This is a genomic window from Streptomyces sp. NPDC005181, assembly GCF_040608395.1.
GTDB lineage: Bacteria > Actinomycetota > Actinomycetes > Streptomycetales > Streptomycetaceae > Streptomyces.
This window is the reverse complement of the sequence record NZ_JBEXID010000002.1, coordinates 69,678-82,695: the sequence shown is the minus strand read 5'-3', so window position 1 is coordinate 82,695 and position 13,018 is coordinate 69,678. Positions and strand designations below refer to the sequence as shown.

Here is a 13,018-nt window from a genome sequence, read left to right as displayed (position 1 = left end):
GGCAATTCAGGTCACCGCAGGCCGACGACCGCCAATCATCCCTTGGAGGGACTCCATGTTCAGTACGTCCAGGAGCGTGCGCCGCGCTCTTCTCACCACCCTGGCCGCCACACTCGGCACAGCCGCCGTGGTCACCCCCATTGCCACCGCAGCCCCCGGGCACCAGTCGGCCGAGCCCCGGCCGACCGTCGTCCTGGTTCATGGCGCCTGGGCGGACTCCGCCGGTTGGGACGGTGTGGTCAAGCGCCTGCAGGCGGACGGCTACAAGGTGACCGCCCCGGCCAACCCGCTGCGCGGCCTGGCCAGCGACTCCGCCTACCTCGCCGCCTATCTCAAGACGATCCCCGGCCCGGTCGTCCTGGTCGGCCACTCGTACGGTGGCGCAGTGGTCACCAACGCCGCCACCCAGAGCTCCAACGTCAAGGCCCTCGTTTACGTCGCCGGCTTCGCCCTCGACAAGGGCGAGAGCGGCAACGAGATGTTCGCCAAGTTCCCGGGCTCGCACCTCTCCGACGACCCGGCCGCGCCGGTGCCCACCGCGCTCAACGCTGTTCCCTTCCCCCAGGCCGACGGCACGACGGGCGTGGACCTCTACATCAAGCCGGACAAGTTCCGCGACGTCTTCCTCAGCAACCGCCTCACGGCCCCCACCGCCGCCTCCCTGGCCGCGACCCAGCGCCCGATCAGTGCCCAGGCGGCCGGGGACCCCTCGGGCACCCCGGCCTGGAAGACCATCCCCTCCTGGTACCTGGTCCCCAGTAAGGACCACGTCATCCCGCCGGCCGCCGAGCGCTACATGGCCGAGCGCGCGGGCTCCCACACCATCGAGATCGACGCTCCGCACGCGGTCCATGTCAGCAACCCGGGCGTCGTCACCGGGCTCGTCGAGCGAGCCGCCTCCCAGGTCGGCTGAGCCGACGGCCCCGCTGCGGCGCGCGGTGCAGCGGCTGCCGGTCCCGACCAGATAGGTGAGGCGCGGTGGCGCCCCGGGCCGCACCGCCCGGTCGGGACTGCGGTCAGCCGACCGTACTGCGGGCCGCAGCGAGCCGGCACGGTCCAGCGGGAGAACGAAGCGGACCGTGCCGGTTCCGACGCCACTGCGAGCGCTGTCGGGCGGTGGCGTCGCGGCGCGGCTGTGGTCCTAACGGCCCACGGGTCTACTGAGGAGGTCCATGGCAGGACGTCTTGGTCGACCACCTGTCTCGACGGAGCCGCGTTGCTCGCGTTCTGACCAGCACGGAGACGTCTCACTGCCCCTCTTGACGTCGCCCACCAACGCGCTGACTACCCGGCCTTGGGGCAAGGCCCCCCGCCCCCCACACAATCGATGCGCGGATCAGCGCAGCAAAGGAGTGAACCCATGACCCGCAGGCGAGTACTCATCACGGGCGCGTCCAAAGGCATCGGCCACGCCCTCGCCGAGCAGCTGGCAGGAGAAGGTCATACCCCCGTGGGCATTGCCCGCAGCGCGCCGCAGTCCTTTCCCGGCGAGTTCCACGAAGCCGACCTTGCCGACCGTGCGGCCACCGATCAGGTCCTGGGCGCAGTGCTGGGCGCGGGACCGGTCGACGCCGTGGTCAACAACGTGGGTCTGGTGCGAGCCGCGCCCGTCGGGGAGGTCGCTCTGTCCGACCTCGACGCGGTTCTCGACATGAACGTGCGCACCGCGGTCCAGATCGTCCAGGCCGTCTTGCCCGGCATGCTCGAACGGTCCTGGGGCCGCGTGGTGAACGTCACCAGCCTGGTCACCCTGGGGTTGCCCGATCGAACGTCCTACGGTGCGGCCAAGGCCGCCCTGGAGTTCTTGACGCGAGGCTGGGCCGGAGAGCTTGCTGCACACGGGATCACCGTCAACGCCGTCGCCCCGGGCCCCACCGAGACCAAGTTGTTCCGGGAGACCAACCCGCCGGGGTCGACCTCAGCCGCCCGCTACCTGGCGACTGTTCCCATGGGAAGGTTCGGGCGCCCGGACGAGCTCGCAGCCGCCATCGCCTTCCTGCTCTCCGAGAAGGCGGGTTTCATCACCGGCCAGACCCTGCGCGTCGACGGCGGTGCGAGCATCGGCCGCAACAGCGCCTGAGAACGGCCGGCGGCGACCGTACGGCCCGTGACCGTGGTGCCCCGCAGTGAAGCGCCGCCCAGGCGCGACATCACGACGGTCGGCGCCCCGGGCCGGTGCGTGGACAGCAGATCGGGACCAGCCGCGGCGAGGGCGCGCAGGGGCGCACTGTGTCACAGCCCGGGCGTTCCGGCTCGTTACTTGCGCGAGCGACCGATCCACGGACGGCGTCGAGGCGAAACGTGGTGGTCGGCAACGCCGACCGACCCCACGGGTTCCCGGCTGCCTGTCCCACTGCGCCGTCCCTCGACGCTCCCGGCGGGCTTACGTCCACGAACTCCGTCGACACCCCCGCAAGGACGGCCTGTGCGTCGTGTCGTCGGCGGTCAAAGCGGGCGCCTGCTGACTGCCCGCCAGCCGCGGCGAACACGCCATGAACATTCGGCAACTCAAGAGGCACGCCCTCGAAACGACTTGGGAACGCGCCAGTCCCTGACCCCCGGCTTCGCGGCACACGACAGGCAACCCATCCGACCAGGCTGGACAGAGGGACGCTGCTGGAGTACCAGCGCCAAGGCAGGTGCAGCGCCGCCTAGTTCGCCGTCTCCTTCCCGGCTCGGGGAGCACGGCATACGGACTGGTCCGGCCGGGCTCCTGCGTCGTCGATCCACTGGTGTCCCTGCTGCGTGCGGGGCCGACCCGAGTCGGACCCACTGGCATCCCGTGTCACAACATCCTGCTCTGTCCTGTCCATTCGCTGACAGACAAAAACAGAGGCGTGGCGGACCTGCCGGACAAGATCGCACAGGCCGCGCGTCTGGTCTGGGTGAGCTTCTCCTTCAGGGACATCACGAGAATCGATCTTGCATACCCCCACGGCGAAGAAGCCCTATCAGGGGGCTAACTCCGTTCTGGCTAGAGCCACAGATCAGATGCCGCACCGAGTCGGCCTGAGTGTCTAACTGCGCTCCACTCATCGCCAGGAGTCGGCCGCATGCGCCACAACCTAGCCAGGGGCGGGCCCGTGGAGACGACGAAAGACCCCGCCTCTATGATGCACCGATGGCGTCGATCAAGCAGTTCCAAGTCACCTTCGACTGCGCAGAACCTGAGCGCGTCGCTCGTTTCTGGTGCGAGGTGTTGGGGTACGTCGTACCGCCGCCACCGGAGGGGTTTGCTACTTGGGACGATTTCAATCGCTCGCTGCCGCCTGAGCGTCAGGGTTCAGCGTTTGTCTGCATGGATCCCTCAGGTGTGGGCCCGCGAATGTACTTCCAGCGCGTTCCCGAAGGCAAGGTCGTCAAGAATCGGCTGCATCTTGACGTGCGGGTCGGCACCGGGCTCGTGGGTGAAGAGCGCCTCGCCGCACTCGAGGCCGAATGCGCACGACTGGCCGCGCTCGGCGCGGTACGCGTGCGACTACTGCTTGCCGATGGCGACAACGAGTCGTGCCTCGTGATGCAGGACATCGAGGGCAACGAGTTCTGTCTCGACTGAGTGGCCGCGAACGTGGCACCCTCGCGAGTCGACTGGTGCAGTTCGCCATCACGAGGGTCGCCGTCCCGCGGCGCGCCAACGGTCCTGATCCAGAACCACCCTTCGGTGTCCACGAGCACGAATCTAGCGGCGATCGGCGCGAACATCCGCTCATGCCGCAGACAATGCGCGCTCACGCACCTCCGTGCACTCCTTCGTCCGGGCTCTCGCGCCGACACGCCCGAGGGTGTCGGCGACGAAATCCCCTCCGTCACTCTTAGTGAGGAGCACGAGCTTGGGCGCGCTGCACTGCCAGTCAAGATCATTTCGGTTAAGCCTGTGTCAGATGCTCACTGCTCCGACCTGACCCGGATCAACGGGGCGACTGATCGACATTCGCGACAACCTCATCGCTCGTATCGCCGAAGCCGCGAAGGCCGGCTCGGCAAGGTTGAAGGACTGCAGGTCAGCCTCGCGGGCGCACAGAATAAGCTCGCCCAGATCGACCAGCATCTCCATCAACGAACAACCGTCGGTCTCGGTTGGCCTACGACCAGGAGCGGAGATCAGTGAGCACCGGTTCAGATTGGGAAGAACCAGAGCACGGAATGAGCGCGTGGCCGATCGAGCGCCTTCAAGCGTTCTAGGCTTTGCGGGCGAGCAGTTGAATCTCCTGGAACTGCCGTCGGTCGGTGGGCTGAGGCTCGCGAACCATCCGGGCCACCTCGGCCAACCCGGACTTGCGTAGCATCGCGGCGAGGTGATCAGGCGACCACCGATAGGCCAGTGCGACTGTGTGATCGAAGACCTGCGTCGGGTGAGACGGATCATCGCTGGCCGAAAAGCCGACCAGAAGGTGGCCGCCAGGTGCCAGCACACGGTGGAACTCCGCCAAGATGACGGGGAGTTCTTGCGGCGGAGTGTGGATGATGGACCAACGTGAGAGTACGCCGCCCAGCACGCCGTCAGCGATGTTCAACGCGGCCATTGAGCCCGCGTCGAACCGTAGGCCCGGATAGGCCTGTCGAGCCAACTTGATCATCGCGGAAGAGGCGTCAACGCCAAACGCCGCCAGCCCCAACTCATGCAGATAAGCGGTGATATGGCCAGGTCCACACCCCAAGTCCGCGACCTGACCGTCCCCACTCGCGCTTACGACCTCGGCGAAGGCAGTCAAGATCGCGCGATCCAAAGGCCTGTCACGCAGCTCATCGCGGAACCGCTGCGCATAGGTATGGGCAGCAGCGTCGTAGGCCTCGCGGGTGACACTGGGGGCATCGTGTTCGACCATGCTCGCGACAGTATTTCCTGGCGCGGAGGCGAGCCGAGAGAATCACAATCTTCCCTCCCGCCTGTTCGCCAGGGCTATCGCTAGTTCAGCAGGCCGAAGCTGATGGCGCCGCTCCAGATCGTCGACGGCATGCGCACCTCCCGGAACCCCGTACGGCCTGTCGGGCGGAGGTCCAGGCCGCAGCAGGGAGAGACACCGGGGCCACCACCCGTTCCTCATGCCGGGCTGGGCCCCGCGCATCCCGGCCAGCAGTGGGGGCGGACCCATGCCTGGCGTTCCTCGACCTCGCCGCCCTCTGCTGCGTCTCTCACCACATGACACCCCGCATAGGCGCATACGCGTCGCCGCGGCGGGGAGAGCAGGGTGGACAGACATCCGCTCCTCGCAGACCGAGATCTGTGGAGCGCTCAGACGTCCGGGCTTGTTGATTGGCGAGTAGATCATCGCTAAGGGCTGTCCCGTAGACGCGATGACCGCGGTATTCACAAACTCCGTCATCGCGCCGATACTGACAGTAACGGATCAACAGGGGGCCACAGGACGGCTCCGCCAGACAAACGGGGGACCCATGATCTTCATTGTTTCCATGGTGGTTGCGCTCGCGGCCGCGGCCGGGGTGTGCTTGGTCGTACTGCGGCGCAGAGGCGGCTCGGGGGAAAGTGGGGCACTGCAGCGTGGGGCGGCGGACCAGGGACTCGCACAAGGGCTGGGCATGACCCCCAGGGCATAACTACCACCCCATACGGGACAACCTCTAGCGCATCGGCTGACAGTCGAGGGGGCCAAACGGGGGGCCACCGGCGGTGGCCTTCCTCGCACTCTCATGGACGACTACGGACAGAACCTTGCGCGTCAGTTCAGGTCAAATAGCAGACAAACAAGACCACTTGAGCACGCGATCGCGTTCGGGACGAAGAGGTCATGGGTTCAAATCCCGCCACCCCCAGGGCCCCGGCGTTCTCCCCGACAGCTGAAACACAGGCCAGAGGCCACCTCCTCAACTGAGGAGGTGGCCTCTGCTGTATCCGGGAGCCATTCGGCGGGAGAGGCGGCGGCGCCGGAGCCGGAGTCGGCGAAGCAGGACTCATCGGTCAGGCTGCGCGAACGCCATGCCTGCCTCGCACAACCGTTCAGTCCCCTGGGCCGTCTACGGAACCGTCTGGACCCGTCCCAGGGAGAAACACCGCCATGCCTCTGCAGCTCCGCACCGTCGTCGCCACCGTGGCCGCAGCAGCGCTGACCGGTGGCCTGCTCACCGCCGTCACCGCGGCACCGGCAGTCGCCGCCCCCGCCAAGTACGCCGACGACTTCAACGGCGACGGACACCGGGACCTCGCGATCGGCATGCCGTACAAGACCATCAACGGCGCCTCGGCCGCGGGGGGCGTGATCGTGGCTTTCGGCTCCACCACCGGTCTGACCACCAAGCGGGTCGGGCTCAACCAGAGTTCCTCCGGGGTTCCGGGGACGCCGGAGGAAGGAGACCGCTTCGGTATCTCGATCGCCGGCGGAGACCTGGACGCGGACGGATACGCGGACCTCGTCGTGGGCGCCGACCACGAGGGTGTGGGCAGCAACGACGGCCAGGGCAGCGTGACCATCCTCTGGGGCGGCACCAAGCCGTTCACCAGCAGCACCACGACCGCGGTGGCCGACCCGCACGCGTGGCAGGCCCACGGCTGGGATGTCGCGGTGGGAGATTTCACGGGGGACGGCGGTGCGGACCTCGCCGTGATCGAGTCGGAGTCCGTCGCCGTGTATGAGGGGGGTTTCGCCCGCGGGAGCCAGCCGGAACCGACGTACACCGGCCTGACCGGGCCTGGGGGGCAGCTCGGCAACAGCGAGGCGGCCGTGGGCGACATCAACGGGGACGGCAAGGACGACCTGGCCGTGACCGGACGCGACTACGGGTACGACCGGCCGGCCGTCGACGTCTTCTACGGTGCGGCAGGCAGGCCGCAGGCGGCACCGCAGGTGACCGGCGGTGGCACGGCAGTCGCCCTCGGCGACATCAACGGGGACGGTTACGACGACATGGCGGCGTCCCTCACCTGGCCCGAGTACTACTCCGCCGCCGATCCGAGCGCCGGCGCCGGCTATGTCACCGTGCGGTACGGCACCGCGACGGGCGTGGGCGGTCCGGTAGTCATCCACCAGAACAGCGCCGGTGTGCCCGGCGCCAACGAGGATGCCGACGGCTTCGGCAACTCGCTGGCGATCGGCGACATCACCGCTGACGGGCGGGCCGAGTTGGTGGTCGGCGTCAACGGCGAGGACCTCGGCAGCACCAAGAACGCCGGCGATGTGGCGGTGTTCCGCGGCTCCGCCTCCGGAGTGTCGATGTCCGGGGTCGTGCGCATCTCCCAGGGCACCACCGGGGTGCCGGGCAGCCCCGAGACCGGTGACCTCTTCGGCGGCCAGGTCCGGCTCGCCGACTACAACCACAACGGCAAGGCAGACCTGGCCGTCACCGCACCCTTCGAGAACGGTCGCAACGGAGCCCTGTGGACCCTGCTGGGCACCTCGTCCGGCCTCACCGGCTCCAGTTCCAAGGTCTTCGGCTCCGACGACTACGGCCTCGCGAACGGATCGCGGCTCGGGGAGTCACTGCTCGACTGAGCCGGGCAGTCAGCAGCGACGGGTCTGGTACGGCACGGGGGCAGGTTCCGGTTCGGGCGGTGTCGGGCACCGGCTCAAGGCGACGAGGAAGGTCAGCACGATTCCGCCTGCCACAACGAAGAGCGCGGTGCTGATCCCGTCGGCGGTGGCGATGCGGAGCCGCTCACCGGAGAGGCCGTCGAGGCCGGCAGTCGCTACCAGGACGAGGATGGCGAGGCCGACAGCTGCGCCCGCGCCCGAGCCGGTGGAGGCCATGCCGGAGGCGATGCCCTGTTGTCGGTCGGAGATTCCGGTGGCGGCGGCGATGAACATGGTGGTGAAGACCACCCCGTCGCCGATGCTGAGCGCCACGAGGCCGGGGATGAGTTCGATGTATGTGCCGTTCGGCGCGATCGCGAGGCCGATTGCGACCGCACCGAGCGCACCGACGGCGAGAGCTGCGGCCAACGTGCGCCGGAGACCGAACCGCGTCACGAGCTGGCCTGCGCTTGTCGAACCGGCCACCACCACTGCCGTAGGGATGAGGAAGCCGGCGCCGGTCTGCAACGCGTCGTAGCCCAGAACCTCCTGGAAGTAGAGGGACAGGAAGTAGAGCACGGAGCCGAAGGTCGCCATGAACATGAACGCGATGACGACGCCGGTGATCAGGTTGGGGTTGGAGAGCAGCCGAGGTGGCATGAGCGGGTCGTGGCTGCGCCGCTCGATGAGGACGAAGGCTCCGATCAGCAGGAGGCCCGCCACTGCGCTCACCAGGATGCCCGGCGAGAGCCAGCCCCATCCGGGGCCTTGCACGAGGGCGAACACGATGAGGGTGACACCGAGAGTGACACTGAGCGCACCGGGTAGGTCGAACGTGCGGCCCTTTTCGCGTTCACCGTCCCGGGGGATCACTACGAAGGCAAGCAGCAGCGCAGGGCCGGCCAGGGCGACGTTGACGAGGAAGACCGCTTCCCAGCCGAACGCCTGCGTCAGAAGACCGCCGAGCAGCACGCCGATGACGAGTCCTGCCGCACCTGACCCTCCCCAGATTCCCAATGCGCGGTTGCGGGTGCGGCCTTCGACGAAGGTGGTGTTGATGAGTGCCAGGGTGGTGGGGAAGACGAGAGCTCCGCCGAGACCTTGGAATGCTCGGGCGGTGAGGAGCATTCCGGGGCCGGTCGCGAATCCTCCCGCGAGCGCTGCCCCGGCATAGAGTGCGAGGCCGGTGGCCAGGACGCGGCGTCGTCCGAGCAGGTCGGCGGCGCGCCCGCCGAACAGCAGGAAGCCGGCCGAGGCCACTGCGTAGGCGCTGATGACCGACTGGAGTGTCTGCGCGGAATAGCCGAGGTCGCGTGCGATGTCGGGGAGTGCCACGACCACGATGTACTGGTCGAGCGAAACGATCAGCATGGCGAAGGACAGGAGCGCCAGCGTCGCTGTCTCACGGTTCCAACCGAGGCTGCCGGGCGCAGATGGTGTCTCCATGGGGCGCACGGCAGCACTCCTGATGATCGGTCACGTCCGCGCTCACGGCCTGCCGGGAAAGTCCGTCCGATGCGGGGCGGACGGGCCTCGCCGAGAGGGAGGGTTGCCAAGACCCTATACAGCTGGCCCTCACCGATCCCGTCAACGACCCACGCTCGTCGGACGGCACTCCCGCGCCGAGCTGGAACCCACGGACCACCCCATCGCCGTGGAACAGCGGACGGACATCACCCGGGACCGGATGCGGGAGATCGCCGAAGCGGTGCTGCACCCCGGGGACGGCGGCCCTGCCTGAGCCGGGCGGCCACCTGTCCTACCGCGCCTGCTCCAGCCCCGACCTCAGCTGCACGAAGGCGAGTTCGGCCGCCCGCACCGCGTCCTCGTACACCTCGTCCGCGCTCTCCCCCGCGTCGATGCGCCGCCAGTTCTCCAGCGCCAGGATCCGCTGTACGGCGATGATCTGCCCCGCCGCCAGCCGTTCCCGTACGCCGTCACCCAGCGCGCGGGCGAGCGCCGCCTCCGAGCGGCCCTGGTATCCGTACAGGCGGGCCACCAGTGACGGTGTCCCGTACAGCATCCGGTGGAACGCCAGTACCTGCGGGTGATCGCAGAGCCCGGTCACCGGGTCGCGGCGCTCCAGGCCGTCCAGGAAGTGGCGGCGCAGGGCGTGCAGCGGCGATTCGTCCCGGCCCCGGGCCGCGACCACCCGGGCCGCCTCGTCCTCGTGGTCGGCGAACCGGTGCAGCGCCAGGTCCTCCTTGGCCGGGAAGTACCGGAACAGTGTCGGCTTGGAGATGTCGGCGGCGGCCGCCACCTCGGCCACCGAGACCTTGTCGAAGCCCCGCTCCAGGAACATGGCGATCGCGGCATCGGAGACCGCCTGGTACGTCAGCTGCTTCTTCCGCTCACGCAGGCTGATCGGCGCCTGCGCCGCCGTCCCGGATCCGGTCTTCTCTCCGCTCATGACCATGAAGGGTACGCCCTTGACCTCAACCGGACTTGACGTCCGAGAGTGGTCGCACGGGCACCGGACAGGCCGGCCACCCGGTGACGGAGAGGTGTGATCCGTATGCGTGTGGCGCTGGTCAGGGAGCTGGGCGGCCCGGAGGTACTGGTTCCGGCCGAGCTGCCCGACCCGATGCCCGGGCCCGGCGAGGTGGTGATCGACGTGAGCCACGTTGACACGCTCTTCGTGGAGACCCAGATCCGGTCGGGTGCGTTCAGCGACTACTTCCCGGTCCGGCCGCCGTACGTACCGGGCGGCGGGATCGCCGGGACGGTGCGCACGGTCGGCGAGGGCGTCGACGCGGGATGGGCCGACCGCCGGGTGATCGCCTCCGTCGGCTTCACCGGCGGGTATGCCGAGCAGGCGGCGGCCCCCGCCGACCACCTGGTGCCGGTACCGGACGAACTCGGGCTGCGCGAGGCCGCCGCCCTCACGCACGACGGGGTGACGGCCGCCGCACTGCTGGAGGCGACCGCCCCCGGACCCGGCGAACGCGTACTGGTCCTCGGCGCATCCGGCGGCATGGGGACCCTCCTCGTGCAGCTGACCCACGCGGCAGGCGCACACGTCGTCGCGGTGGCCCGCGGCGACCGGAAGACGGCGTTGGTACGGGAGTTGGGTGCCGACGACGTCATCGACGGCACGGACGCGGGGTGGCTGGGCCAGGCGCGTACGGCCCTGGAAACGGCGGGCGGCCCGGCCGATGTGGTCCTCGACGGGGTCGGCGGCGCCATGGGCGCGGCCGCCTTCACCCTGACCGCCGACGGCGGCCGCTTCTCCGCCCACGGAGCACCGACGGGCGGCTTCGCGCCGATCGACCCGCAGGAGGCCGCGCTGCGCGGCATCACGCTGCGCGGCATCGGGGACGTGCAGCTGACCGATGCGGAGTACGTACGCCTGGCCGGACACGCATTGGGTGAGGCGGCGGCCGGGCGGCTGCGACCGGTGATCGGGCACGTCTACCCGCTGGAACAGGCGGCCGCGGCGCACACGGCGATCGAGGAGCGCAGCCTGCTGGGCAAGGTGCTGCTGAGCACGCGGGAGCAGGAGTGACGGGTCGGGCCGGGGAACTGGGGCGCAAAGGCCGGCCGGCCCGGTCGGCGTGCTGTTCAGCGTGCGGCTGCGGTGACGACGGGTGGGCGCGCCTTCAGCCAGCGGGCATAGGCGGTGATCACCTCACCCACCGAGGGCTCGGACTCCAGCCCGAGCGGTAGGCGTGCCGCCCCAAGCGCCCGCTTGATCCGCCAGGCGACCCTGGGCAGTTGTAGCCGGTTCGGCTCGGCGCCCTGCTGCATCAGCGCCAGCGCACCCCGAATCACGTCGGTGTAGACGGACTGTGCCCTCTTGTACGCGAGCAGCACGTTCAGGTCCGTGTCCCAGCCTTTGACGCACTCCGGGCGCCGGCTCTCGACCGCTCTTCGCCAGAGCTCGCCGACCCGGTCCGCCTCCCTGGCCGAGTAACGCATCAGATGGAGGTGGGTGGCGAGGTCGTACAGCGGATCACCGATCATGGCGAGCTCCCAGTCGATGGCCCAAAGATCGCCCTCGCGGTCGACGATGAAGTTACGTCGGTGCAGATCACCGTGGATCAGCGAGAAAGAGCGCGGCGTCAGTGCCTCGGCCCGGACCTTGAGACGGTCCAACGCACCGTCCCGCACGCCGAGTTCTGCCAGGAGCCCGTGATACGCGACGCCATGCTCCAGGTACACGCGTTGCTCCGTGAAATTGATCAGTCGAGTCAGGAATCCGTGGGAGTCGCCGTCGCCGGGACGGTCCACGCCGTCACAGACCCTGCGCGCTCCGACATCGTCGATGCCGAGGGAGGTCAGCTCACCGAAGAGCTCGCCGAGCTGGGACCGGTGCTTCGGTGAGAGGGCCTTGCTCGGCAGCACGCCGGCCCCAAGAGTCCTCCCCTCGATGAACCGTTGCACACGTACGCCACGGTCGATCACCTCCGGGATCCGCGTCACACGTCCCTGCAGCTCCAGGAGCAGTTCCTCCTCCGAGGCGAAACATCTCCGGTCGAACCAGAGCAGCCCCGCGCGGGGCTCCCGGTACTTGGCGCGGCCCCCGTCGGGCAGCGGAACAGCGTAGGCCTCGTGGTGGTGCCCCTTGAGGGGACCTTCGATCGCCGGGTCGTCGAAAGGCCGCCCAAACGTGTCCGCCGCTCGGCGCTTGACCTCGGATTCCAGCGGAACTGCCATGTCTCGGTGCCTTCGGTGGTACAGGACTGAAGCTGTTGAAGGGAAACTACTGGTGCCATCGTCTTTGAGGCGTGTACGACTCGGACGACCCCGTGTCTTTACTCCACCCGACCGCACGCCGCCCGAACGCCCTTCACCGCCGCTGACCCCGCACACCCTTCACCGCCTCGACCAGAAGCTCCAGACGCTCGACGGTGACCCCGTCCTCGGCACCCAGTGCCTCCCACTTGCTGTGGTTCTTCGCATATCCGATGAAGGGAATTCCCAGCGTCCGGGCGGCTTCGAGGTCGGCCCGCGAATCCCCGATCATGAGTGCGTCGGCCGCCGCCGATCCGGTCGACTCCAGGGCCCGGCCCAGGCAGTGCGGATGCGGCTTGAGCAGTGCAGGATCGCGCATCCGACCATGCACATGCCGTCCGAAGCAGTCGACCATGCTGCGGCCGGCGAGATAGTGATTCACCGCGGTTGCGGAGTTGTTGGTCGTCACGGCCAAGACGTATCCCTCGTCGCGAAGGGTGTGTATCAGCACATCGGCGTCCGGAGTCGCTTTGGCGCTCTCCGTGGCCTTGACCTCCTCGGCCGTGAGCCGCCGCTCCAGGTGCCCGACCAGGTCGGAGTCCGCGTAGAGGCCGGCGACCGCCTGCAGCACGGCCAACGGGTCCCTCTCTCCGACCGGTTCGGACACGCTGGCCGGATCGCCCCCGCGCAGCCCCAGTTCGTCGGCCAGCGCCTCTGCGACCCGCTTCGCAGTGTGGCCGGAGAACAGATCGCAGACGGGCCCGTCGAAGTCGAAGAGCACACACTTGGCCGACGCGAAAAGGGCCGACAACGCCCTCGGGTGCGGGTTGGTCACAGCACTCCGTCCGTGGGGCAGCAGGCAAGTGGCGGGGGCTCGCACC

General features: G+C 68.8%; 11 protein-coding genes and 1 pseudogene. 6 read left to right on the top strand and 6 right to left on the bottom strand.

Annotated features, from left to right (window positions below; genetic code table 11):
* The first annotated feature begins 55 nt into the window (after positions 1–55).
* From ABZV38_RS02300 to ABZV38_RS02290, 3 genes are all read left to right on the top strand, one after another.
* Entirely contained in the window at positions 56–913 is an 858-nt protein-coding gene (locus ABZV38_RS02300) for an alpha/beta hydrolase (RefSeq protein ID WP_356323649.1), read from the top strand.
* Between the two features lie 447 nt (positions 914–1,360).
* The gene (locus ABZV38_RS02295; RefSeq protein WP_356323647.1) at positions 1,361–2,080 is read left to right on the top strand and encodes an SDR family oxidoreductase; all 720 of its coding nucleotides are present in this window, start codon (positions 1,361–1,363) and stop codon (positions 2,078–2,080) included.
* A 1,041-nt stretch (positions 2,081–3,121) separates the two neighbouring features.
* Positions 3,122–3,556, top strand: coding sequence for a VOC family protein (locus ABZV38_RS02290; protein WP_356323645.1), 435 nt, complete (start codon positions 3,122–3,124; stop codon positions 3,554–3,556).
* A 321-nt stretch (positions 3,557–3,877) separates the two neighbouring features.
* Here the strand turns inward: ABZV38_RS02290 and ABZV38_RS02285 are convergent, their stop codons facing one another.
* Both ABZV38_RS02285 and ABZV38_RS02280 read right to left on the bottom strand, forming a co-directional pair.
* A complete protein-coding gene (locus ABZV38_RS02285) occupies positions 3,878–4,057 on the bottom strand; it encodes a hypothetical protein (RefSeq protein WP_356323643.1) in 180 nt (59 codons plus the stop codon).
* 121 nt (positions 4,058–4,178) lie between these two features.
* Entirely contained in the window at positions 4,179–4,826 is a 648-nt protein-coding gene (locus ABZV38_RS02280; RefSeq protein WP_356323641.1) for a methyltransferase domain-containing protein, read from the bottom strand.
* A 1,188-nt stretch (positions 4,827–6,014) separates the two neighbouring features.
* On the opposite strand from ABZV38_RS02280, the gene ABZV38_RS02275 reads away from it, so the two are divergent.
* On the top strand, positions 6,015–7,445 hold the full coding sequence (locus ABZV38_RS02275) for an FG-GAP and VCBS repeat-containing protein (protein WP_356323639.1): 1,431 nt from the start codon (positions 6,015–6,017) through the stop codon (positions 7,443–7,445).
* 9 nt (positions 7,446–7,454) lie between these two features.
* Here the strand turns inward: ABZV38_RS02275 and ABZV38_RS02270 are convergent, their stop codons facing one another.
* The gene (locus tag ABZV38_RS02270) at positions 7,455–8,909 is read right to left on the bottom strand and encodes an MFS transporter (protein ID WP_356323638.1); all 1,455 of its coding nucleotides are present in this window, start codon (positions 8,907–8,909) and stop codon (positions 7,455–7,457) included.
* Between the two features lie 178 nt (positions 8,910–9,087).
* Here ABZV38_RS02270 and ABZV38_RS02265 point away from each other — a divergent pair.
* Positions 9,088–9,204: pseudogene (locus ABZV38_RS02265) on the top strand (DUF2199 domain-containing protein); the annotation flags it as partial.
* Between the two features lie 18 nt (positions 9,205–9,222).
* Here ABZV38_RS02265 and ABZV38_RS02260 read toward each other — a convergent pair.
* Complete coding sequence (locus ABZV38_RS02260; protein WP_356323636.1) at positions 9,223–9,879, bottom strand: TetR family transcriptional regulator; 657 nt, start codon at positions 9,877–9,879, stop codon at positions 9,223–9,225.
* A gap of 99 nt (positions 9,880–9,978) precedes the next feature.
* Here ABZV38_RS02260 and ABZV38_RS02255 point away from each other — a divergent pair, with 99 nt between their 5' ends.
* Entirely contained in the window at positions 9,979–10,968 is a 990-nt protein-coding gene (locus tag ABZV38_RS02255; protein WP_356323912.1) for a zinc-binding dehydrogenase, read from the top strand.
* 56 nt (positions 10,969–11,024) lie between these two features.
* On the opposite strand, the gene ABZV38_RS02250 is transcribed toward ABZV38_RS02255, so the two are convergent.
* Positions 11,025–12,119 carry a phosphotransferase gene (locus ABZV38_RS02250; protein ID WP_356323634.1) on the bottom strand — a complete coding sequence of 365 codons (1,095 nt, stop codon included), beginning with the start codon at positions 12,117–12,119 and terminating at the stop codon, positions 11,025–11,027.
* A gap of 133 nt (positions 12,120–12,252) precedes the next feature.
* Positions 12,253–12,972 carry an HAD hydrolase-like protein gene (locus tag ABZV38_RS02245; protein WP_356323632.1) on the bottom strand — a complete coding sequence of 240 codons (720 nt, stop codon included), beginning with the start codon at positions 12,970–12,972 and terminating at the stop codon, positions 12,253–12,255.
* Positions 12,973–13,018 lie beyond the last annotated feature (46 nt).

What these genes read in the sequence shown, in the direction of transcription:
- ABZV38_RS02250 (WP_356323634.1), bottom strand. Translation starts at nt 12,119, where the DNA reads ATGGCAGTTCCGCTGGAATCCGAGGTCAAGCGCCGAGCGGCGGACACG.
- ABZV38_RS02255 (WP_356323912.1), top strand. Translation starts at nt 9,979, where the DNA reads ATGCGTGTGGCGCTGGTCAGGGAGCTGGGCGGCCCGGAGGTACTGGTT.
- ABZV38_RS02290 (WP_356323645.1), top strand. Translation starts at nt 3,122, where the DNA reads ATGGCGTCGATCAAGCAGTTCCAAGTCACCTTCGACTGCGCAGAACCT.
- ABZV38_RS02300 (WP_356323649.1), top strand. Translation starts at nt 56, where the DNA reads ATGTTCAGTACGTCCAGGAGCGTGCGCCGCGCTCTTCTCACCACCCTG.
- ABZV38_RS02275 (WP_356323639.1), top strand. Translation starts at nt 6,015, where the DNA reads ATGCCTCTGCAGCTCCGCACCGTCGTCGCCACCGTGGCCGCAGCAGCG.
- ABZV38_RS02270 (WP_356323638.1), bottom strand. Translation starts at nt 8,909, where the DNA reads ATGGAGACACCATCTGCGCCCGGCAGCCTCGGTTGGAACCGTGAGACA.
- ABZV38_RS02280 (WP_356323641.1), bottom strand. Translation starts at nt 4,826, where the DNA reads ATGGTCGAACACGATGCCCCCAGTGTCACCCGCGAGGCCTACGACGCT.
- ABZV38_RS02260 (WP_356323636.1), bottom strand. Translation starts at nt 9,879, where the DNA reads ATGGTCATGAGCGGAGAGAAGACCGGATCCGGGACGGCGGCGCAGGCG.
- ABZV38_RS02295 (WP_356323647.1), top strand. Translation starts at nt 1,361, where the DNA reads ATGACCCGCAGGCGAGTACTCATCACGGGCGCGTCCAAAGGCATCGGC.